The 22,118-nt window shown below is 71.0% G+C and carries 20 protein-coding genes; 13 read left to right on the top strand and 7 right to left on the bottom strand.

The annotated features are described in order from the left end of the window. Positions 1-29: 29 nt before the first annotated feature. On the top strand, positions 30-557 hold the full coding sequence (locus OK345_RS16920) for a PH domain-containing protein (RefSeq protein WP_265155181.1): 528 nt from the start codon (positions 30-32) through the stop codon (positions 555-557). Continuing rightward, positions 554-2,059 carry a PH domain-containing protein gene (locus OK345_RS16915; RefSeq protein ID WP_265129178.1) on the top strand — a complete coding sequence of 502 codons (1,506 nt, stop codon included), beginning with the start codon at positions 554-556 and terminating at the stop codon, positions 2,057-2,059. The genes OK345_RS16920 and OK345_RS16915 overlap by 4 nt, the downstream gene beginning before the upstream one ends. A gap of 7 nt (positions 2,060-2,066) precedes the next feature. Here OK345_RS16915 and OK345_RS16910 read toward each other — a convergent pair whose 3' ends face one another. Beyond that, positions 2,067-3,122 carry a CDP-glycerol glycerophosphotransferase family protein gene (locus OK345_RS16910; protein WP_265129177.1) on the bottom strand — a complete coding sequence of 352 codons (1,056 nt, stop codon included), beginning with the start codon at positions 3,120-3,122 and terminating at the stop codon, positions 2,067-2,069. Positions 3,123-3,126: 4 nt separating this feature from the next. Between OK345_RS16910 and OK345_RS16905 the strand changes: the two genes are divergently transcribed. Further along, a complete protein-coding gene (locus tag OK345_RS16905; RefSeq protein WP_265129176.1) occupies positions 3,127-3,945 on the top strand; it encodes a glycosyltransferase family 2 protein in 819 nt (272 codons plus the stop codon). Here the strand turns inward: OK345_RS16905 and OK345_RS16900 are convergent. The 5 genes from OK345_RS16900 to def form a co-directional block, all read right to left on the bottom strand. Beyond that, a complete protein-coding gene (locus OK345_RS16900; protein ID WP_265129175.1) occupies positions 3,930-5,222 on the bottom strand; it encodes an O-antigen ligase family protein in 1,293 nt (430 codons plus the stop codon). The genes OK345_RS16905 and OK345_RS16900 overlap by 16 nt on opposite strands. Positions 5,223-5,349: 127 nt before the next feature. Next, positions 5,350-7,074, bottom strand: a complete 1,725-nt coding sequence (locus OK345_RS16895; RefSeq protein WP_265129174.1) for an ArnT family glycosyltransferase — start codon at positions 7,072-7,074, stop codon at positions 5,350-5,352. Positions 7,075-7,094: 20 nt separating this feature from the next. Beyond that, positions 7,095-8,429 (bottom strand): 16S rRNA (cytosine(967)-C(5))-methyltransferase RsmB, encoded by a 1,335-nt coding sequence (rsmB, locus tag OK345_RS16890; protein ID WP_265129173.1) that lies wholly within the window; start codon positions 8,427-8,429, stop codon positions 7,095-7,097. 4 nt (positions 8,430-8,433) lie between these two features. Further along, positions 8,434-9,357 carry a methionyl-tRNA formyltransferase gene (fmt, locus tag OK345_RS16885; RefSeq protein WP_265129172.1) on the bottom strand — a complete coding sequence of 308 codons (924 nt, stop codon included), beginning with the start codon at positions 9,355-9,357 and terminating at the stop codon, positions 8,434-8,436. 140 nt (positions 9,358-9,497) lie between these two features. Beyond that, on the bottom strand, positions 9,498-10,010 hold the full coding sequence (gene def, locus OK345_RS16880; protein ID WP_265129171.1) for a peptide deformylase: 513 nt from the start codon (positions 10,008-10,010) through the stop codon (positions 9,498-9,500). A 130-nt stretch (positions 10,011-10,140) separates the two neighbouring features. Here def and OK345_RS16875 point away from each other — a divergent pair, with 130 nt between their 5' ends. From OK345_RS16875 to OK345_RS16830, 10 genes are all read left to right on the top strand, one after another. Next, positions 10,141-11,265 (top strand): LysM peptidoglycan-binding domain-containing protein, encoded by a 1,125-nt coding sequence (locus OK345_RS16875; RefSeq protein ID WP_265129170.1) that lies wholly within the window; start codon positions 10,141-10,143, stop codon positions 11,263-11,265. A 77-nt stretch (positions 11,266-11,342) separates the two neighbouring features. After that, the gene (gene dprA, locus OK345_RS16870) at positions 11,343-12,515 is read left to right on the top strand and encodes a DNA-processing protein DprA (protein WP_265129169.1); all 1,173 of its coding nucleotides are present in this window, start codon (positions 11,343-11,345) and stop codon (positions 12,513-12,515) included. 18 nt (positions 12,516-12,533) lie between these two features. Beyond that, a complete protein-coding gene (locus tag OK345_RS16865) occupies positions 12,534-13,007 on the top strand; it encodes a DUF494 family protein (protein ID WP_265129168.1) in 474 nt (157 codons plus the stop codon). A gap of 37 nt (positions 13,008-13,044) precedes the next feature. Beyond that, positions 13,045-13,773, top strand: a complete 729-nt coding sequence (locus OK345_RS16860) for a GYF domain-containing protein (protein WP_265129167.1) — start codon at positions 13,045-13,047, stop codon at positions 13,771-13,773. 38 nt (positions 13,774-13,811) lie between these two features. Then, complete coding sequence (locus tag OK345_RS16855) at positions 13,812-14,708, top strand: RDD family protein (protein WP_265129166.1); 897 nt, start codon at positions 13,812-13,814, stop codon at positions 14,706-14,708. A gap of 186 nt (positions 14,709-14,894) precedes the next feature. Beyond that, a complete protein-coding gene (locus OK345_RS16850; protein ID WP_265129165.1) occupies positions 14,895-17,348 on the top strand; it encodes a DNA topoisomerase I in 2,454 nt (817 codons plus the stop codon). 462 nt (positions 17,349-17,810) lie between these two features. Then, a complete protein-coding gene (locus OK345_RS16845; protein WP_265155183.1) occupies positions 17,811-18,998 on the top strand; it encodes a lytic polysaccharide monooxygenase auxiliary activity family 9 protein in 1,188 nt (395 codons plus the stop codon). 137 nt (positions 18,999-19,135) lie between these two features. Further along, entirely contained in the window at positions 19,136-19,696 is a 561-nt protein-coding gene (gene tsaC / locus OK345_RS16840; protein WP_265129164.1) for an L-threonylcarbamoyladenylate synthase type 1 TsaC, read from the top strand. A 215-nt stretch (positions 19,697-19,911) separates the two neighbouring features. Continuing rightward, positions 19,912-20,580 carry a DUF4124 domain-containing protein gene (locus OK345_RS16835; protein ID WP_265129163.1) on the top strand — a complete coding sequence of 223 codons (669 nt, stop codon included), beginning with the start codon at positions 19,912-19,914 and terminating at the stop codon, positions 20,578-20,580. Beyond that, positions 20,577-21,200 carry a DUF4124 domain-containing protein gene (locus tag OK345_RS16830; RefSeq protein WP_265129162.1) on the top strand — a complete coding sequence of 208 codons (624 nt, stop codon included), beginning with the start codon at positions 20,577-20,579 and terminating at the stop codon, positions 21,198-21,200. The genes OK345_RS16835 and OK345_RS16830 overlap by 4 nt, the downstream gene beginning before the upstream one ends. Positions 21,201-21,303: 103 nt before the next feature. Here the strand turns inward: OK345_RS16830 and OK345_RS16825 are convergent, their stop codons facing one another. Continuing rightward, entirely contained in the window at positions 21,304-22,080 is a 777-nt protein-coding gene (locus tag OK345_RS16825; RefSeq protein ID WP_265129161.1) for an SDR family oxidoreductase, read from the bottom strand. Between the last annotated feature and the right edge of the window lie 38 nt (positions 22,081-22,118).

Raw genomic sequence — 22,118 nt, 5'->3', positions numbered from 1 at the left:
CTCGCCGGCGCATCCGCTGGAGAACCTCCTTGCACGAACCGCACAACGATCCGCCCGAACTTCCCGCGCTGCCGGCCGCCGATCCCGCGCCGGGCTGGCAACCGCTGCCGCCGCGCGGCGCCCTGCTGGCGGCGACCGCGGGCGGGCTGACCATGGCCATCGCGCTGATGATCGGCTCGGGCATCTTCGCGCTGGTGCTGCGCGGCGGCCAGCTGCCGGCGACGCTGGCCGCCAGCGGCCTGCTGGGCGCGGCGGCCGGCGGCTGGTTCGCGTTCCGCCGCCATCGCCGCACTTTCTGGCAACTGGACGACCACGGGCTGGCGCTGCGACGCGGGCACTGGTGGCAGAGCGAGACCCGGGTGCCGATCTCGCGCGTGCAGCACCTGGACCTGCGGCGCGGCCCGCTGGAACGCGCCGCGCGCCTGGGCACGCTGGTGGTGCATACCGCCGGCAGCCGCTTCAATGCGGTATCGATCGCCGGGCTGGACCAGGACGACGCCGAGCGCCTGCGCGACCGCCTGGCGCGCCAGCTCGACCACGACGACGACGCCCTGTGAGCTCCCTGGCCGACACCGGCGCCGGCCAGGAGCGGCGGCTGCATCCGTGGTCCTGGCTGTTCGTGCTGCTGCAGCAGATCCGCCAGTTCATGGTGCCGCTGCTGGCGCTGCTGATCTTCGGCAGCCGCGGCGACCGCAACGACCTGGCCGACCACCTGGTCACCCTGACGGTGGTGGTGGTGCTGGTGGCGATCTCGGTGCTGCAGTACCTGACCTATCGCTACCGCATCGGCAGCGACGGCCTGAGCATCCGCAGCGGCCTGTTGCAGCGCAACCGGCGCGAGATCCCGTTCGCCCGCATCCACAACGTGGTCGTCCACCAGAACATGCTGCACCGGCTGTTCGGGGTGGCCGAACTGCGGCTGGAGTCGGCCGGCGGGCACAAGCCCGAAGCGCAGATGCGGGTGCTGAAGCTGGACCAGGCACTGGCGCTGGAGCGGCTGGTGCGCCACCGCGGCAGCAGCCAGGCCGTCGACGACAGCGCCGGGGAGCCGAGCACGGAGGTGCTGCTGGCCCTGCCCACCGCCGAGCTGGTGCGGCTGGGGCTGATCTCCAACCGGGCGATGGTGGTGCTGGCCGCCGCCTTCGGCGCCGGCTACCAGATGTTCCCGCGCCAGGTGGTGGAGGACTTCCTGCAACAGCAGGGCCGGCAGGTGTTCGGCTATGCCAGCCACCTGCAGCTGGGCGCCTGGACCACCGCGATCACGGTCACCACCTCGCTGCTGTTCCTGCTGGCGGTGATGCGGCTGCTGTCGGTGGGGCTGGCGCTGCTGCAGTACCACGGCTTCCGCCTGACCGAGGCCGAGCGCCGGCTGACGGTGGAACGCGGCCTGCTGACCCGCCTGCGCACCAGTGCCGCGCGCCGCCGCATCCAGGCCTGGACCTTGCGCGAGGGCCTGCTGCACCGGCTGTTCGGCCGCCGCAGCCTGCGCATCGACATCGCCTCGGGCAATCCGCAGGACGAACACGGCCGCGCGCTCAAGGAACTGGCACCGATCGCCACGCCACAGGCCTGCGATGCGCTGGTGCGGCACCTGCTGCCGCACGTGCAGTGGCCGCCCGAAGAATGGCGGCCGGTGGCGCGGCAAGGCTGGTGGCGGTTGTGCCTGCCGTCGCTGTGGCTGCTGCTGCCGCTGACCATGGCCGCCTGCTGGCATCTCGGATACTGGGGGCTGCTGCCGCTGCTGTGGCTGCCGTGGTCGGCGTTCAAGGCGCAGCGGCAGATCCAGCGCATGGGCTGGTCGATCGACGCGCAGCGGGTCGCGCTGCGCGGCGGCTGGTGGAACCGCTGGTGGCGCTTCGCCGAACTGGACAAGCTGCAGGCACTGCAGCTCAGCCGCTCGCCGCTGGACCGTCGCTTCGGCACCGCCACCCTCACCCTGGACACCGCCGGCGCCGGTGCCGGGCCATCGCTGCAGCTGCGCTTCCTGCCCGAGGCCGAGGCGCGTGCGGTGTTCGCGCAGCTGTCGCAGGCGCTGGCCCGGCGCAAGCTGCGCTGGTGAACCCGGATCAGCGCCGCGCCGGCCCCCAGTAGCCCAGCTCGCGGCGGATCTGCAGCGCGCGCAGGCGCGCGCCCCACGGCTTGGGCCGCAGCACGCCCATCTCGCCGGCGATGAAGTCCTCGGTGGCGGCGATCACCCGCTCCGACGACAGGCCGTCGCGGAAGGGGTGGATCGAATCGGCATAGCGGCGGATCTGCGCCAGCAGCGCCGGCTCCGGGTCCAGCGCGCGCGCCAGCAACGCCGGCAGCTGCGCCGGGTCGTCGAAATCGAGCATGTGCGGCTGCGGCACCCGGTTGCGGAAGGTCACCACCGGCTTGTGCTGGACGATGAACTCGGAAACGATCGACGAGGTGTCCGACACCAGCACGTCGGCCGCACGTTGCGCCGCCATCACCTGCTCCGGCTCGATGAAGCGCGCGTTGGCGCCGGCCAGCGCACGGTAGCGCTCGAACAGCGCCGGCGGGCACTTGGGATGCAGGGTCAGCAGCCAGTAGCGCTCGCCGCCGGCGATGTCGGCGGCGATCTGCGCGTGCAGGTGCGGCGCCGCGCTCAGGCGCTCGGTGAAGGTGGAGCCGAACAGCACCACCGGCCGGCCACCGGCCGGCGCGCGCAACGCGGCGCTCTCGCCGCCGTCGTCGCGGAACAGCGGGTCGAGCTTCGGCCAGCCGGTCTCGGCAACCGCGAAATGGCCTTCGCGCTGCGCCAGCTCGCGGAACGGCGCGGTGGTGGCCGGCCCCTGCGTGCAGTACAGGTCGAACAGCCCGCGCACCCGGAAATGGCCGCGGGCGTCCTCGCGCTTCTGCACGTTGAAACCGTGGAACAGCTGCACCTTGGCCCCGGCCACGAACGGCGGCACCCAGTTGGCGGCGCTGAACACCGCGCGCGGGCGCAATGCCAGCGCCTGCTTCAGGCCGACCCCGGCCACGTCCGGCAGCCGCGCGCCGGCGGCGCCGCCCTCGAACCAGGCCGACACCGACTGCCCCGACGCGTGCAACGCCCGGGCCAGAGGCGCGAGAATAGGCAACGCATAGCGCTCCGTCGCAAACAGCAGGTATTCGGCCATCCACATGTCCTCATCGACCGCTCCCACTGAACGGCCTCGTATTTCCGCCTGCATTATCGCGTTCAACGAAGCCGACCGCATCGGCGACTGCCTGGCCTCGCTGGCCTTCTGCGACGAGATCGTGGTGGTGGACTCGTACTCCGGCGACGCCACCGTGGCCATCGCCGAGGCCGCCGGCGCGCGTGTGCTGCAGCGGCCGTTCGACGGCTTCCGCAGCCAGAAGGCGTTCTGCGTCGAGCAGGCCCGGCACGACTGGGTGCTGTGCCTGGATGCCGACGAGCGGGTCGGCGAGGCGCTGCGCGAATCGATCCTGCGCGCGCAGGCCGACGGCTTCGGCGGCGTCGACGGCTACCGCTTCGCGCGGCTGTCGGACTACTTCGGCCGCTTCCTGCGCCACGGCAACGCCTACCCCGACCGGGTGCTGCGCCTGTTCGACCGCCGCCGCGGCGGCTGGCGCGGCAAGCGCGAGATCCACGAGGCGGCCAGCGTCGACGGCGCGGTCGCCACGCTGCAGGGCGACCTGATCCACTACCCCTACCGTTCGCTGGAACAGCAACTGGCCAAGACCCAGCGCTACGCGCGGATGATGGCCGAACACGAATTCGCCCGCGGCAAGCGCGCCACGCTGGGCAAGCTGGTGCTGGCGCCGGCCTGGCGCTTCTGGCGCGGCTGGCTGCTGCGCGGCGGCTTCCGCGACGGCTGGCATGGCCTGGTCTACGCCTACGTGCGCGCCAACTACGTGCGGCAGAAGACCATCATGCTGTGGCTGCTGCAGAACGGGCAGCCGGTGGCCGACCCGCCGGGCGATCAGCCCCGCGCCTGACCGGCCGCGGCTGGGCGCGAACGCGGTTCCAGCAACGCCAGCCCGGTCAGCACGCCCACCGCGCACACGTAGAAGCTGGCGGTGATCTGGTGGGCGAACATCGACTGGGTCATGCCGCACAGCGCGTAGGCCACCACGATCATGATCCCGGCCGCGGCCGGGCCGCGGAACGTGGTTTCGGCGCTGCGCCGGTGCAGCCGCACGAACAGCAGCAGCGGCAGCCCGTATACCGCCAGCAGCAGCAGTGCCCCGGGCGCACCCTGGGTGGCGGCCCATTCGGCCAGGTCGTTGTGGGCGTGGTCCAGGTGGCAGCGCCTTATGTCGCTGCCGGCCCCATCGCATACCGGCAGCCGCTTCATCGCCTCGTCGAAATGGCCGATGCCCACTCCCATCCACGGATGCTCGAGGAAGGTTTCCCACGCCACCTGCAGCCGTTCGACCCGCGCGCCGGCCGAGGAATCGCTGTCGCCCTGCTCCAGCCGCTCGACGTCCTGCTTGAGCTCGTCCAGGCGCATCCGCTCGCTCAGGCCCGGCACCGTCAGCACCAGCGTCGCCGCCACCGCCACCAGCCCGACCAGGGTCAGCAACCGGGTGCGACCGGTGCGCCAGCGCAGGCACAGGCTCATCACCACCAGCAGCGCCAGCAATGCCAGCCATACCCCGCGGCTGCCGGTCAGCACGATCACCGCACAGCCGGCGATCATGCCGGCCGCGACCCAGCGCCATTGCCCGTGCGGCCGGCAGAACACCAGCAGCACCATCAGCATCAGCACGATGTCGGCCAGCACGATGGCGTTGGTCCAGCCCTCGGCGCGCCAGGCGCCGCCGGCCACCTGCACCACCGCCACCAGCAACGCGCCGAACAACCCGGCCAGCGCGCCGACCCACAGCATCGAGGCGCGCGGCTGCAGCGCGCATATCCACAGCGCCGTCCAGGGCATCACCAGGAACCGGCTGCGGTTGTCGATATCGCGCAACTCCTGCCCGAACCACCAGACCGACAGCGCCGACAACAGCAGCACCGCCAGCATCAGCCACACCAGCGCCCGCACCGGAGGCCCGGCCAACGACCGTCCGCGCCACAGGTGGTCGATGCCCAGCACGCTGCTGAACAGCAGCAGCAGGCCGAACGGCAGCAGGTTCCAGGGGGTGTTGACCACCAGTGCCGGCAGGCAGAACAACGCCGCCGAGGCCAGCCATCGCAGCGCGCGGGTGCGTGCGTCGGGGCCATGGGAAGGAGCCGTACCGGCCACCGCGAGCGCCTCATCGTGCTTCATTGCCAAAATCCTGAACCCTGCGCTCTGAACCGCCCCTGCCGGAGCCCTGCCTGCCCGTACCGGCCTCCGGTCGCGCCACTGCGCCCCGGGACCGCTGCCACATTGCCTCCACTCCCGGCAGGAGGACTCAGCCGTCGGCCGCGTCCTCGTCCTGCTGGCGCCGCTCGCGCTGCCGCTCCTGCTCGCTGGCCGCGCATTCTCCCCTGATCGCGGTGGGCGGCACCAGCCACCAGCGACGACGGTTGGCGATCCCGGCCATTTCGCTGCGGCTGCGGTCGACACAGGCCAGCAGCGCCGCCTCCTGCACCAGCAACCAGCGCCGCTCCGGCGCCTGCGCCTGCCAGGCCACGCCGCGGCGCAGCTGCTCGTCCCACGGCACCTTGAAGCCGAACGTGACCGCGGCACGGTCGGCCATCAGCAGGTTCTGTTCCTTCCAGGCCACTAGCCCCAGTTCGGCCTCCGCGCCGATCCGCTGGCCGGCGCTGCGCATCAGGCCCCGCGCCGAGCCTGAATCGTTGAGCAACGGGTAGCCGACCAGCCCATACAGCACCCAGATCACCGCCAGGATCGACACCAGCGCGGCCTGCAGCCGTCGCCAGCCGAACAGCAGCAGGCTGCCGACGCCCCAGGCGCCCATCGCCACCACCGCCCAGGCCAGCGCATCGGTGGCGGCCCGGTCGATGCCGCGGCTGTCCATCAGCCGCTCCTCGAAGCGCGGCTGCCCGGTCAGCACCGCCACCCCGGCCACCAGCAGGCCGACGACCAGCGCCACCGCGAAGCCGCCCAGCAGCGCCTTGAAACCGCGTTTGCGCAACAGTCCCGGCAGCAGCGGCGCCAGCGCCAGGCAGAACATCGGCAGCGCCGGCAGGATGTAGACGTCGCGCTTGCCGTCCGGGATCGAGAAGAACAGCACCACCAGCCCCCACCACAACAGCGGCAGCAGGTAGCGCGGGTCGCGCCGGCGCAGCCGCCGGGCCCAGGCCGGGATCGCCCAGGGCACGGCCAGGAACGCCGGCAACCACATCGTCAGCATGGTGCCCAGGTGGTACCAGAACGGCTGGTGGTGGTCCCAGGACTGGGTGTAGCGCTTGGCGGTCTGCCGGAACAGGATGTCGTCCAGGTAGGCGCGGTGCTCGGGCGAACCGCTGGCCAGCACCGTCGCCACCATCGGCACCAGCCACGCCGACACCGCCATCACCAGGGCCAGCGGCCCCAGCCAGAAGCGCCCGTCGCGCAGTTCCAGCCGCAGCCGCGGCCAGCCCTGCCACGCGGCCAGCGCCGCCGGCACCAGCATCAGCAGTGCGATCACGCCCACGCCCTTGGTGATGGTGCCCAGCCCGGCGGCGAACCAGCCCAGCACCCACCAGCGCCATGCCGGCCCGCACAGCAGGTGGCGCAGCAGGCCGTAGTTGGCCAGGGTGATGAAGAACACCACCAGCGGGTCGATCTGCGCCTTCTTGGCCTGGAAGGTGAAATGCAGCGCGAACAGCAGCGCCCACGCCGCGTACAGCCCGACCCGGCGCGTCCACAGCCGGCGGCCGAGGTCGTAGACGCAGGCCAGCGTGCCCAGTGCGGCCAGCAGCGACGGCAGCAGGAACGCCAGCCGCCAGTTGCCGGAAACGGTGTAGAGGGTGGCCTGCCACCACATCAGCATCGGCGGCTTGTCCGAATACAGCTCGTCGCCGCGGTGCGGGAACAGCCAGTCGCCGCTGTCCACCATCTGCTTGGCCACCAGCGCGAAGCGCGGCTCGTCCGAGGGCCAGGGATCGCGCAGCCCGAGGCCGGCGCCGATCACCAGCAGAGCCATCAGGGCCAGCAACCAGAATTCGCGCGACGCACGGGTCTTGAGCATGGGGCGCGATGATAAACGGCTCAGGTCAAATCCTGCTTCACCATCCGCGCATAGAAAAAGCCGTCGCCGCCGTGCTCGCCGGGCAGCCGCTGGCGGGTGCCGGCGACATCATGGCCGAAGGCCGCGGACAGCGGTTCGATGCGGGCATCGGCGGTGCGCGCCAGGAACGCCTGCACCTGCTGCTGGTTCTCCTGCTTCAGCAGCGAGCAGGTGGCGTAGACCAGCGCGCCGCCGGGCCGCAGCACCCGCCACGCCGCATCCAGCAGCCGCGCCTGCAGGGCCGCCAGCGCATCGATGTCCTCCGGGCGCCGGTGCAGCAGCACGTCGGGCTGGCGGCGGACGATGCCGGTGGCCGAACACGGCGCGTCCAGCAGCACCGCGTCGAACGGTTCGCCATCCCACCAGCCGGCGGGGTCGGAAGCGTCGGCGGCGCGGACCTCGGCCCGCTCGCCGACGCCGGTGCGGGCGAAGGTATCGGCGATGCGCTGCAGCCGCCGCGCATCCACGTCCAGCGCCAGCAGCCGCAGCTGCGGGTCGCGCTCGAGCAGGTGCGCCGACTTGCCGCCCGGAGCGGCGCAGGCGTCCAGCACCCGCGCGCCGGGTTCGGGCGCCAGCGCATCGGCCACCTGCTGCGCCGACAGGTCCTGGACCGATACCGCGCCGTCGCCGAAGCCGGGCAGCGCGGCCACCGCCACCGCCACCGGCAGGCGGATGGCATCGGCCGTCAGCGGCGAGGCCTCGGCCGCGATCCCGGCCGCATGCAATCCCTCCAGGTAGGCGTGACGCGATTGCCGCTGGCGGTTCACCCGCAGCCACAACGGCGCCGGCTGCAGGCTGGCCTCGAAGACCGCCTCGGCCTGGTCCGGCCAGTCGCGCCAGACCCGCTCGCGCAGCCAGGACGGCCATGCCTTGGCCGCCGGCAGCACCGGGAATCCTTCGCGCTGGGCACGCCGCAGCAGCGCATTGACCATCCCGGCCTGGCGCTCGCGGCCCAGCGCGCGCGCCGCCTCGACGGTGGCCGACAGCGCCGCGTGCGCCGGCAGGTCGAGCACGTCGAGCTGGGCGAAACCGGCCATCAGCAGCCCGCGCAGGTCCTCGTCGCGACGCCCCAGCGGTCTCTGCATCCATTGCCGCAGGGCCGCGTCGTAGGCGACCCGGCGGCGCAACGCCGCGAAGCAGATCGCCTCCAGCAGCGCGCGGTCGCGGCTGTCGTCCAGCGTCGGCAGCGCCGCGGCCAGCTCGGCCTTCAGCGAGCGGCCATTGCCGACCACCGCCGCCAGCACGCGCGCGGCCAGCGCCCGGGTGGCGACGCCCGGCACCTGCGTGGAACGCCCCTTGTCCGTCGCCGACGACACCGGCTCAGGCCTCGACCGCCAGGTCGCGGCGGGCGTTGAGATAGTCGGCGGCGGTGATCGCCTTGCCGCCCTCGCGCTGCACCACGCGCAGGCGCAGCGCGCCCTGGCCGCAGGCGATGTCGATCCCGTCCTTCGACGCGGCCAGCACCGTGCCCGGCGGCCGCCCACGGTTGTCGGCGATCGCCACCGCGCCATGGATGCGCAGGCGCTCGCCGGCCAGCACCGCCTCGGCGACCGGCCACGGGTTGAACGCGCGCACGCGGCGGGCCAGCGCCACCGCATCCTCGCTCCAGTCCAGCCGGGCCTGCGCCTTGTCCAGCTTGTGCGCATAGCTGACGCCGGCCTCGGGCTGCGGCTGCGCGACCGGCTTCAGGCCCGCCCGCAGCAGGCCCAGCCCGTCGGCCAGCACCCGCGCGCCCAGCTCGGCCAGGCGGTCGTGCAGCTGGCCGCCGGTGTCGGTTTCCGCGATCGGGGTCTTCTGCGCCAGCAGCACCGGCCCGGTATCCAGCCCGGCCTCCATCTGCATCAGGCATACGCCGGTCTCGGCATCGCCGGCCTCGATCGCGCGCTGGATCGGCGCGGCGCCGCGCCAGCGCGGCAGCAGCGAGGCGTGCACGTTCCAGCAGCCATGGGTGGGAATCGCCAGCACCGCCCGCGGCAGGATCAGGCCGTAGGCCACCACCACCATCAGGTCCGGCTGCAGCGCCCGCAGCTGCTCCTGGGCGGCGGCGTCCTTGAGCGTTTCCGGCTGGAACACGGGAATCCCGCGCTCGACGGCCTCGCGCTTGACCGGCGGCGGCATCAGCCCGCGGCCGCGGCCGGCCGGGCGGTCGGGCTGGGTGTAGACGGCCACCACTTCGTTGTGGCGCGCGGCGGCGCGCAGGCAGGGCACGGCGAAGTCCGGGGTGCCGGCAAACACGATTCTCATGGCAGGTCCAATGACGGAAAGGAAAACGGCGCCGGGGCCGGCGCCGCAGGGGGAAGATCGTTCGGCGGCGCGGGCCTGCCCGCGATGGCGGCCGGCCGCACGGCGGCATCACCGCGGCCGGGGGGCTCCCGCCGACCGCTTCAGGCGACGTGCTTGCGCTGCTTGGCCAGCTTCTTGCGCACCATCTCGCGCTTGAGCGGCGACAGGTAGTCGATGAACAGCTTGCCGTCCAGGTGGTCCATCTCGTGCTGGATGCACACCGCCAGCAGGCCGTCGGTGGCCAGCTCGCGCGACTGGCCCTCGCGGTCCAGGTAGCGCACCACGATGGAGTTGGCGCGGGTCACGTCGGCGAAGATGCCCGGGACCGACAGGCAGCCCTCCTGGTACACCTGGCCGCCTTCCTTTTCGACGATCTCGGGGTTGATGAACACCTGCGGGGCGTTCTTCTCCTCGCTCACGTCGATGACCATGAAGCGCTTGTGCACGTCCACCTGGCTGGCCGCAAGGCCGATGCCGGGGGCCTCGTACATGGTTTCGAACATGTCGTCGAGCAGTTTCTGGAACGCCGGAGTGGTCACTTCGGCAGCCGCCATCGGCACCGCCTTGGTGCGCAGGCGGGGGTCGGGAAATTCGAGAATGGTGAGTATGGCCATAGCGATACCGATATGGGGAGCGCCGGACAATTCGGCAAGGCGTCTCAATTCTAGCGCCAACGCTTGCGCTACGCCCCGGTTTCTGGACTATAGTGCGCCAACCTGTTGGGGAATCAGGCAGATCGCAATCATGTTTAAACAAATCCGTACGGTCGCGGCCGTCGCGATGCTGACCGTCGCGTCCTATGCTGCCGCCGTCGAAATGACCGCCGCACACCCTGACACCTACGTGGTGCAGAAGGGCGATACGCTGTGGGACATCTCCGCGCGCTTCCTCAAGAAGCCGTGGCTGTGGCCGGAAATCTGGCAGGCAAACCCGCAGGTCAAGAATCCGCACCTGATCTACCCGGGCGACGTGCTCAGCCTGGCCTACCTCGACCGCGTCGTGGCCCAGCCGGGTGCGCGCGAGGAAGCGCCGATCAACGCCATTCCGCTGGCCGACGTCGAACCGTTCCTGAAGAACCTGAGCGTGGTCGACAGCTTCCAGGAACTGCCCTACGTGGTCGGCCTGGAAGACAACCGGCTGCGCGCCAGCGCCGGCCAGCTGGCCTACGTGCATGGACTGGACTACGCCCAGCCCGGCGAGCGCTACGCGGTGGTGCGGCCGACGGTGCGCTTCGCGCTGCCCAAGCCGACCGAGGACCTGAACGCCCACGGCAACGCCACTCCGGGCAGCGGCAACCTGTGGAAGAACTACGTCGCTCCCAGCGAGCGCCGCGAGTTGCTCGGCTACGAGCTGGCCCAGGTCAACGTCGGCACCATCACCCGTGCCGCCGGCGGCGACAGCGACGTGACCACCCTGCTGCTGCAGGACAGCGGCCGCGAGGTACGCGCCGGCGACCGCATCGTGCCGGTCCAGGCCAATCCGTACGACCTGCAGTTCATCCCGCACGCGCCGGCCGCCCAGCTTCTCGACGGCGGGCTGCGGGTACTGGCGGTGGCCGACGCCTTCACCGTGGCCGGTCCGCGCGACGTGATCGCCATCTCCGCCGGCGCCCGCGACGGCATCGACAACGGCACCGTGTTCTCGGTCTGGCGCCAGGGCAGCCACATCACCCACAAGAAGCGCTACCCGAACTCCTCGCGGATGGACGATGCGCTGAAGGACGGCGCCGGCCGCCTCAGCCTGCCCGACGAGTACGCCGCCCATGCGATGGTGTTCCGCACCTTCGACAAGGTCAGCTACGCGCTGGTGATGGAAGGCGTGAAGTCGGCCAAGGTCGGCTACGAGCTAAAGCATCCGGACGCGCAGTAAGCGTCGCGGGAAAATCCTACGCAGCAACACGACGGCGCCCTAGGGCGCCGTCGTCGTATCCGCTCCAGCCTGTGGCGATGGAAACCGCCCTCCCTCTCCCGCCGGAATGGCTGCGGGCATCGCTGATCCTGGTACTGGCCGGCGGTGCCGGCGCCCCGCGACGGCAGCTGCTCGCCCGCTTCGGCGACCCGCAGGCCGCGCTGGAGGCCGGCCTGCGTGCCTGGAAAGCCGCCGGCTGCGCTCCCGGACAATGCGCCCGGCTGGCGAACCCCGACCCCGACGCATTGCAACGTGGCCTGCGCTGGCTGCAGCAGCCGCAGCACCACCTGATCGGCTGGCACCACCCCGACTATCCGCCCCTGCTGCGGCAAAGCCCCGCGCCGCCGCTGGCACTGTTCGTCGACGGCGACCCCTCCGCGCTCTGGCACCCGGCCATCGCCGTGGTCGGCAGCCGCTCGCCCAGCCCGGGCGGCCGCGACCATGCCCGCCGCTTCGCCCATGCCCTGGCCGGGGCGGGCATGGCGGTGGCCAGCGGCCTGGCGGCCGGAATCGACGCGGCCGCCCATGAGGCCGCGCTGGCCAGCCCGCACGGGCTGACCCTGGCCGTCGTCGGAACCGGCCTGGACCAGGTGTATCCCCGCCACCATGCCGGCCTGCACCGGCGCATCGCCGCCCGCGGCGCGGTGGTCAGCGAGCATCCGCCCGGAACCGGGGCGCGCCCGGGCCACTTCCCGGCCCGCAACCGGATCCTGGCCGGGCTGTCGCTGGGGACGCTGGTGATCGAAGCGGCCGAGCGTTCCGGCGCGCTGATCACCGCCCGCCTGGCCGCCGAGGCCGGGCGCGAGGTGTTCGCCCTGCCCGGCTCGGTCGACAATCCGCTGGCACGCGGCTGCCACCGCCTGATCCGCGACGGCGCCGGCCTGGTCGAAAGCCCGGCCGAAGTCCTGTCCGGGGTGGCGCCGATGGCCGCGGAACTGGCCCGGACCTTGCGGATCCGGCTGTCCGCCCCCACTGAAACGGCACAGCCGGCGTCCATGCCGGCCTACGACCCGCCGGACCCGGACTACCAGCGCTTGTGGCAGGCGCTGGGCCACGACCCAACCGGTATGGATTCATTGATCGAGCGAACTGGATTGACGGCCGCAGCGCTGTCCTCCATGCTGCTGGTCATGGAACTGGAGGGCCGGGTATCGGCCGCACATGGTCGCTACGTCCGCACCTCGGGTTCCTTCACCTCCCACAGCGTCTAGCGACGCAGGCCGAGGGCAATGAAAGAGAGCATTCTGGATGTCCTGCTGTACCTGTTCGAACACTACTTCAGCGAGGACGCCGACCTCGTTCGCGACCGCGACTCCCTGCAGAACGGCCTGATCCAGGCCGGTTTCAGCCCCGCCGAGATCAACAAGGCCTTCGACTGGCTCGATGCGCTGGCCGAACAGCGGCCGGGCGTGGCGCAGCCGCGGGTGGACGGGCCGGTGCGGGTCTACCACGGCCCGGAGCTGGACAAGCTGGACGTGGAGTGCCGCGGCTTCCTGCTGTTCCTGGAACAGCACGGCATCCTCGACGCCGACCAGCGCGAGCTGGTGCTGGACCGGGCGATGGCGCTGGACCAGGACGAACTGGACCTGGACGACCTCAAGTGGGTGGTGTTGATGGTCCTGTTCAACCAGCCCGGCGCCGAGGCCGCCTACGCCTGGATGGAAACCCAGATGTTCGTCGACGAACCCGAACCGCTGCACTGACCGGACACGGCCTGCACGGAAGCACAAGGAGCATTGCGTGAGTCAGTGGTTTTACGCGGAAGGCAACCGCGAGCGGCGCGGACCGCTGGCCGCGGAGGAGATTGCCGAACTGTTCCGTTCCGGCCGGATCGCGCTGGACACCCTGGTCTGGCGCGAGGGCATGGACAACTGGCAGCCGCTGCGCGCGGTCGCCGGCGAGCTGGGCCTGGCCGAACCTTCCGCCACCGAAAGCATCGAAACCGTCGCGGCGCCGATGCCGCCGCAGCTGCCGCCGGTCGCGCCTGCGGCACCGGCTGCCGCCGCCAGCGCCGCACCGCCGAAGCAGGGCCTGTCCGGCTGCGCCATCGTCGGCATCGTCGGCGCGGTGGCCGGCCTTTTCCTGATCGCGATCCTCGGCGTCCTCGCCGCCATCGCGCTGCCCGCCTACCAGGACTACACGCTGCGCGCCAAGACCACCGCCGCCCATCTGCAACTGGTACCGCTCAAGTTCCAGATCGCCGAATTCGTCGCCGAACACGGCCGTTGCCCGGTCAACGACGACAGCGGTTTCGGCGCCCCGGAAAGCTATGCCGGGGACGGGATCGACACGGTCCGCATCGGTCGTTTCGACAATGGCCATTGCGGCCTGGAAGCGCTGCTGCGGGTTCCGGGCAAGGCGCAACTGCATGGCAAGGCGATCTGGCTGGACTACGATACCGACAGCGGCGACTGGGAATGCAGCGCCGAAGTGGACGACAAGTACCTGCCAATGGAATGCCGCGGCTGAAGTACGCCCGGCCAGGATTTACACACGGGGAATAGATGATGAGCGAGTGGTATTACGCTGATGCCCAGCGGCAGCGGCACGGCCCGATTGCGACCGAAACCCTGCGCGGGCAGTTCCAGCGCGGCGAAATGACGCTGGCATCGCTGGTCTGGCGCGAAGGCCTGTCCGAATGGAAGCCGCTGTCGGACTTCGTCGACGAGCTGGGGCTGCAGAACCCGGCCACGGCCAGCACCGGCGTCGACCTGCGCGGCGACTACAGCGCCATCGAGAACGGTACCGCCACCTACACCCCGTACGCCGCACCGGCGGCGGCGCTGCGGGACGACAGCAACGTCGTGCTGGGCGGCGAAGTGGTCTATGCCGGCTTCTGGAAGCGGGTGGCGGCCTACTTCATCGACAGCATCATCGTCGGCATCGTCGGCGGCGTGATCGGCATGGTCATCGGCGCGGTGATGGGAATCGGCTTTGCCGGGATGGGCGACAACATGGCCGGCGCCGGCTTCATCCTGATCCAGCTGGTGACCAACCTGCTGTCCATCGCCCTGGCGGCGGCGTACTACGCCGGCTTCCACGCCTCGGTCAACCGCGCCACGCCCGGCAAGATGGCGGTGGGCATCAAGGTGGTCCGCCTCAACGGCGAACGCATCTCCATCGCCCGCGGCATCGGCCGCTACTTCGCCGCCCTGCTCAGCGGCCTGATCCTGTGCATCGGCTATGTGATGGCCGCCTTCACCGAGCGCAAGCAGGGCCTGCACGACATGCTCTGCGACACGCTGGTGGTGGACAAGTGGGCCTTCACCGAGCATCCGGAGTGGCAGCAGCGCGGGCTGGGTACGGTCACCATCGTGGTGCTGGCCATCTTCGGCGTGCTGCTGGCGATCGGCGTCTTCGCCATCCTGGCGGTGATCGGCATCGCCGCCAGCCAGTTCAACTGAGGTCGCGCCCGGGGGCCACCGCTTGACAGCGGGGCCGCGGCGTGATTCCTCTAATAAGGACGAAAGCTGAACGCCCGGGCCCTGCCCGGGCGTCGGCTTATCCAGATCGGCCCATTTCACTTCACTAACGCGTGCGTTTGCGCCACCCTAGCGCCCCCGGGGCGCCCGCCCTCAGAACCGAAGAACATGCCCAAGCACCTGCTCATCGTCGAATCGCCGGCCAAGGCCAAGACGATCAACAAATACCTCGGCAAGGACTTCACCGTCCTGGCCTCGTATGGGCACGTGCGCGATCTGGTCCCGAAGGAGGGCGCGGTCGATCCGGACAACGGCTTCGCCATGCGCTACGACCTGATCGAGAAGAACGAGAAGCATGTCGAGGCCATCGCCAAGGCCGCCAAGACCGCCGACGACATCTTCCTGGCCACCGACCCGGACCGCGAGGGTGAGGCGATCAGCTGGCACATCGCCGAGATCCTGAAGGAACGCGGGCTGCTGAAGGACAAGCCGATGCAGCGGGTGGTCTTCACCGAGATCACCCCGCGCGCGATCAAGGAGGCGATGGCCCAGCCGCGCGCGATCGCCACCGACCTGGTCGACGCCCAGCAGGCGCGCCGCGCGCTGGACTACCTGGTCGGCTTCAACCTGTCGCCGGTACTCTGGCGCAAGGTCCAGCGCGGCCTTTCCGCTGGCCGCGTGCAGAGCCCGGCGCTGCGCATGATCGTCGAGCGCGAGGAGGAGATCGAGGCCTTCGTCGCCCGCGAGTACTGGTCCATCGCCGCCGACTGCGCGCATCCCTCGCAGCACTTCAGCGCCAAGCTGGTGAAGCTGGACGGGCAGAAATTCGAACAGTTCACGATCACCGACGGCGACACCGCCGAAGCGGCGCGGCTGCGCATCCAGCAGGCCGCGGCCGGGGCGCTGCACGTCACCGACGTGGCCAGCAAGGAGCGCAAGCGCCGCCCGGCGCCGCCCTTCACCACCTCCACCCTGCAGCAGGAGGCCTCGCGCAAGCTCGGCTTCACCACCCGCAAGACCATGCAGGTGGCGCAGAAGCTGTACGAGGGCGTGGCCATCGGCGAGGAAGGCACGGTCGGCCTGATCAGCTACATGCGTACCGACTCGGTCAACCTGTCGGCCGACGCGCTGGGCGAGATCCGCGACGTGATCGCGCGCGACTACGGCACCGGCTCGCTGCCGGACAAGCCCAACGTCTACCAGACCAAGTCCAAGAACGCGCAGGAAGCGCACGAGGCGGTCCGCCCGACCTCGGCGCTGCGCACGCCGGCGCAGGTTTCGCGCTTCCTGTCCGACGACGAGCGCAAGCTGTACGAGCTGATCTGGAAGCGGGCGGTGGCCTGCCAGATGATCCCGGCCACGCTCAATACCGTCAGCGTCGAGCTGGCCGCCGGCAACGAGCACAGTTTCCGCGCCAGCGGCACCACCGTGGTGGTGCCCGGCTTCCTGGCCGTCTACGAGGAAGGCAAGGACACCAAGGCCGCCGAGGACGAGGACGAGGGCCGCAAGCTGCCGGCGATGAAGCCCGGCGACCGCGTGCCGCTGGACCGCATCGACGCCGAGCAGCACTTCACCCAGCCGCCGCCGCGCTTCACCGAAGCGGCGCTGGTCAAGGCGCTGGAGGAGTACGGCATCGGCCGCCCCTCCACCTATGCCTCGATCATCCAGACCCTGCTGTTCCGCAAGTACGTGGAGATGGAGGGCCGCAGCTTCCGCCCGTCCGATGTCGGCCGTGCGGTGTCCAAGTTCCTGTCCGGGCACTTCACCCGCTACGTCGACTACGACTTCACCGCCAGGCTCGAGGACGAGCTGGACGCGGTCTCGCGCGGCGAGGAGGAATGGGTGCCGCTGATGGAGAAGTTCTGGGGCCCGTTCAAGGAGCTGGTGGAAGAGAAGAAGGAATCGGTCGATCGCGCCGAGGCCAGCGGCGCCCGCGAACTCGGCACCGACCCCAAGACCGGCAAGCCGGTCAGCGTGCGGCTGGGCCGCTTCGGGCCATATGCGGCCATCGGCAGCACCGCCGAAGACGCCGAGGAAAAGCCCAAGTTCGCTTCGCTGCGCCCGGGCCAGTCGATGCACACCATCACCCTGGAGCAGGCGCTGGAGCTGTTCCTGATGCCGCGTGCGCTGGGTGAGGACAAGGGCGAGGCGGTCAGCGTCGGCATCGGCCGTTTCGGCCCGTTCGCCAAGCGCGGCAGCACCTATGCCTCGCTGAAGAAGGAGGACGATCCCTACACCATCGATCTGGCCCGCGCCGTGTTCCTGATCGAGGAGAAGGAGGAGATCGCGCGCAACCGCATCATCAAGGAATTCGACGGCAGCGACATCCAGGTGCTCAACGGGCGCTTCGGCCCGTACATCAGCGACGGCAAGCTCAACGGCAAGATCCCCAAGGATCGCGAGCCGGCCTCGCTGACCCTGGAAGAGGTGCAGCAGCTGCTGGCGGAAACCGGCAAGCCGGTGCGCAAGGGCTTCGGTGCCAAGAAGGCGGCCAAGAAGACCACGGTGAAGAAGGAAGCAGCGCCGAAGAAGGCCCCGGCAAAGAAGGCGGTGAAGAAGGCGGCCAAGAAGGCCGTGAAGAAAGCCGCGAAGAAGACCGTGGTCAAGAAAAGCGCCGGCTGACGCCGGCGATGGCCGGGCACGACGCCCTGGCCGCGACGGAACGCAGGCAGGAGGAAGGGCGCGGGATTCCGCGCCCTTTGCGTTTCCGCTCCCCGGCAAGGCCCTCCCGACCCCCGTCATTCCCACGAAGGCGGGAGCTCCAACGACAGCGCCCGGCGCCTGGTCATCCGTGGTTTCCCGCCTTCGCGGGAATGACGGATTGTTTGCCGCAGACAAGGCAGGCGCCATGCCAGCCACCGGCCTCATCGCCGGGCGGCGACGGCGACGGCGACGGCGACAAGTTCCCTTTCCGGTGGCGGCACGTCGCCGGCGGGCACTCCCTGGCCGGTGCTCCGTCGCTCCTGCCCGCCGGAGCCCTCCGCGCAGTCGGTACCCGCTTTTCGCGACCCAATCACAGATTCCCGATGACAACGATGTCTATCCTGCCCTGACAGGGGGTAACGCCATGCAAGGGGAAGTCCCATGACATTGTTATCCAGCCCGCGGTTGCCGTTGTTCGCGGCCGCGATCTTCGCCTGTACCGCACTGCCCGGCTTCGAGGCCGAGGCGCACGGCTCGATGGCCAAGCCGCAGAGCCGGATCTACGCCTGCGCCCAGGGCAACCGCGAGAATCCCACCGACCCGGCCTGCCGCGCGGCCTGGGAAGTCGCCGGGTCGCAGCTGTTCTACGACTGGATGGGCATCAACCAGGCCAACGCCAACAGCAACCACCAGGCAGTGGTGCCGGACGGCAAGCTGTGCAGCGGCAACAATCCCACCTTCCGCGGCCTGGACCTGGCCCGCGGCGACTGGCAGGCCACCCCGATCCAGCCCGACGCCAACGGCCGCTACGAATTCCACTTCAAGGCCACCGCTCCGCACGCGACCAAGGACTGGCTGTTCTACGTGACCCGCGAAGGCTGGAACCCGAACACGCCGCTGAAGTGGTCCGACCTGGAACAGTTCTGCGCGCTGGGCAACGTCCCGCTGTCGGCCGACGGCAACTACCACCTGGACTGCCCGTTGCCGCAGCGCAGCGGCCGCCACGTGATCTACAACGTCTGGCAGCGCTCGGACTCGACCGAGGCGTTCTACACCTGCACGGACGTCCAGTTCGCCGGCGGCGGCACCCCTCCGCCGCCGCCGCAGTGGAACGACGTCGGCGCGCTGACCGCGCAGAACGACCTGCCGGCCGGCACCGAGGTCGCCCTGCGCGTGTTCAACGCCAACGGCAGCGACGCCGAGCGCGTGGCCGTCACCGTGCCCGCCGGCCAGACCGGCGCCTCCGCCTGGCCGCTGAAGGTGGCCCAGGAAGTCAACGCGCGCGCCCAGTACGCCCGGATCGGCGTGCTGCAGAACGGCACCATCGTCCCGGTGGCCTCGGCCAGCGCCAACCGGATCTACCTGAGCGGCAGCGGCCGCACCCACCAGCTCGACATCCGCCTGCCGGACGACGGACAACCCAACCCGAATCCACCACCGGGCGACTACGACTACGTGTACCCGCAGGGCATCGGCCAGTACGTGCCCGGCCAGACCGTGGTCAAGGGCAGCGACGGCAGGCTGTACGGCTGCCGCCCGTTCCCGGAGGGTGGCTGGTGCAACATCGACCATCCGGCCTACGCCCCCGGCACCGGCTTCGCCTGGCAGGATGCGTGGATTCCGTACTGATCCGACCCGCGCCCGTCCGTTCCCCGGATTCCCGGGGAACGGACGCCGCACCTTCCGGCAAGCGGCGATGCGCAGGCCAGGTTGTCCGTCGTCCGCGACTGCTGGCACACTGCCCGCCGCTGTCCCGCGTCGCACCCATGAACGATCTTTCCCTCGCCCGAGCCGTCGCCGTCCTGCAGCTGGGCGGCATCGTCGCCTACCCGACCGAAGCGGTCTGGGGCCTGGGCTGCGATCCGCGCCACCAAGGGGCGGTGATGCGGCTGCTGAACCTGAAGCGGCGGCCGGTCGAGAAGGGGTTGATCCTGGTCGCCGCCCGGCTGGAGCAGCTGCGTCCCTGGCTGGATCTGCCCGCGCTGCCGGCCGAGCGCCTGGGCGACGTGCTGGCCACCTGGCCGGGGCCGCACACCTGGATCATGCCCGCCAGCGAGCACGCGCCGCGCTGGATCACCGGCGCGCATGCCGGCATCGCGGTACGGGTCAGCGACCATCCGCAGGTGGTCGCGCTATGTGACGCCTTCGGCGGCGCGCTGGTATCGACCAGCGCCAACCGCGGCGGCGAGCCGCCGGCACGCCGCCAGGAGCAGCTGGACCCGGCGATCCTGGCGGCGATCGATGGCACCCTGGCCGGCGAGACCGGTGGCCTGGCCCAGCCCACCCCGATCCGCGACGCCCTCAGCGGGCGCCAGCTGCGCGATTGAGCCGCCGTCCCGGGAAATCGGCCCGGGTCGCGAACGGCGGGCGAGTCCCCGGGCAACCACGGGGCGGCATGGATGCGGCTTCGGACGCGGGTTCCGCACCGATCCGCGGCCGACGATCCCTTTCGATCGCCGGGCGCGGCCCACGCCGCTCCTGCGTACGCCGGCACACGCCCGCCGCGCTACCGCCGGGCGCCGATTGCGGTCATGATGCGCGCATGCGCCGCCCCCTGCCGCTGCTGGCCCTCCTGCTCGCGCTGCCGTTGCCCGGGACGGCAGCGCAGGACGACGTGCGCATCTACCGCTGTGTAGGCAGCAATGGCGCGGTGGCCCTGCGCGACTCCCCGTGCGAAGGCAGCGAGCGGCAGGAAGTGCGGCAGATGCAGCGCCCGCAGGACCCGCCGCCACGGCCACCGGCCGAGCCGGCTCCGGCATCGCCGTCGCCCGGCGTCGTACCGCCGCGCGAGGTGCGCGTGGTCACCGTACAGCCGCCGCAGCCGATGTACGAATGCGTCACCGCCGAGGGCGAGCGCTATACCAGCGACACCGCCGAAGGCAATCCGCGCTGGGTACCGGTGTGGGGCTACGGCTATTTCCCCGGCCGCCCCGGCGGCCATGGCCCGGGGCGCCCGCCATCGGGTCACCGCCCGCCGCCGGCCGGCGGCTCCGGGCACTACCGCCCGGGGGTGCTGGTGCCGACCGGCTCCACCCTGGTGCGCGACAGCTGCCACGCCCTGCCGCCGCAGGAAGTCTGCGCCCGCCTGAAGGATCGCCGCTGGGAGCTGATCCGCCGCTACAACAGCGCCCTGCAGAGCGAGCGCGAGGCGCTGGTGCGCGAGCAGCGCGGCATCGACGCACGCCTGGACCAGGACTGCGGCGGCGCATGATCCGCCTGCTGCCAGCACTGTGCCTGCTGGGCATCGCCGGCCCGCTCGCCGCCGGCGAAGTCGTGTTCTACCGCTGCACCGATGCCGACGGTGCGCTGACCGTGCAGAACATGCCCTGCCCCAAGGGCATGCAGCAGACCCGGAAGGTGATGCAGGCAGTGGAAGCGCCGCCGCCGCGTCCGGCCGCCGCCGTGGCACCGGTGCAGCCGTTGGCAACCGCGCCGGAGCCGGCCGCCGAACCCGCCGCGGAAGCGGCCGGAACGGCGCCCCCCGCGGCGGCGCCGGTCGAACGGCCGGCGCCGCCGCCGCTGTTCCAGTGCGCCACCCGCGACAACGAGCAGTACCTGCAGGAGGCCGCCGAACCGGAGGCACGCTGCCTGCCGCTGCGCACGGTCGGCCTGGACGGCAATCCGCAGGCCGGCGCCGGCGAGGCCTGCGAGGTCGTGCGCGACCGCTGCGAACCGGTGGCCGACGAAGGACTGTGCGCAGCCTGGAAGAAGCGGCTGGAGGAGGCCGAATTCCGCTGGCACTTCGCCCATCCGGACAACGCCGAACGCAATCGCGCGGAATTCGAGCGGGTGCGGGACCTGGTCGGGGAAAGCAGCTGCGTCGACCCCTGAGGCGCACCGGCCCAGCTTCGCTGCATCTCCGTTGCTACCGGCAGGACCGGTGCCCGCGCGGGTCCCCGGGAGGCCGCAAGCTCACCGTGCCGCGGCAGCGCCGTCAGAACCCGTAGCGCAGGAACCCGCCATCCACCGCGATGCACTCGCCGGTGATGTAGCTCGATGCCGGCAGGCACAGGAAGCCGACCGCCGCGGCCACTTCCTCCGGTTCGCCGATGCGGCGCATCGGCGTGCGCGCGATCACCTCCTCGTAGTAGTCCGGGTCCGACAGCGGGCCGGAGGTGCGGCGGGTGCGGATGTACCAGGGCGCCACCGCGTTGACCCGGATGCCGTCCTCGGCCCACTCGCAGGCCAGGTTGCGGGTCATCTGCTGCATCGCCGCCTTGGTCATGCCGTAGACCACGCCGCTGCGCACGTGGGTGATGCCCGAGACGCTGCCGACGTTGACGATGGCCGAGGCGGCGTGCCGGGTCAGCAGCGGGTGCGCGTAGCGCGACAGCTCGAAGGCCGAGAACAGGTTGGTCTCGAAGATGCCGCGCCACTCGTCCTCGGAATAGTCGTTGGCCGGCTTGGTGATGTTGCCGCCGGCATTGTTGACCAGCAGGTGCAGGCCGTCGCCGTGGTCCTCGACCCAGTCGAGGATGGCGTGGCGGTCCTCGTCGTCGGACACGTCGGCGGCCAGGCCGTGGATCCCGCGCTCCGGGAACGCGTCGGCCAGTTCGTCGCGGGCGGTTTCCAGCGCATCGGCGTCGCGCGCCACCAGCAGCAGGTCGGCGCCGAAGCCGAGCAGCTCGCGCGCGATCGCCAGGCCGATCCCGGCGCTGGCGCCGGTGATCAACGCGGTCTGTCCGTCCAGTCGCCAACGCTGCGGGTTCACCTGCTTCTCCTTTCCGTTCGTGCCGGGTACCGCGCGTG

The organism is Xanthomonas chitinilytica, from assembly GCF_026107455.2.
GTDB classification, from domain to species: Bacteria; Pseudomonadota; Gammaproteobacteria; order Xanthomonadales; family Xanthomonadaceae; genus Stenotrophomonas; species Stenotrophomonas chitinilytica.
This window is presented reverse-complemented; position numbering and strand designations above follow the sequence as displayed.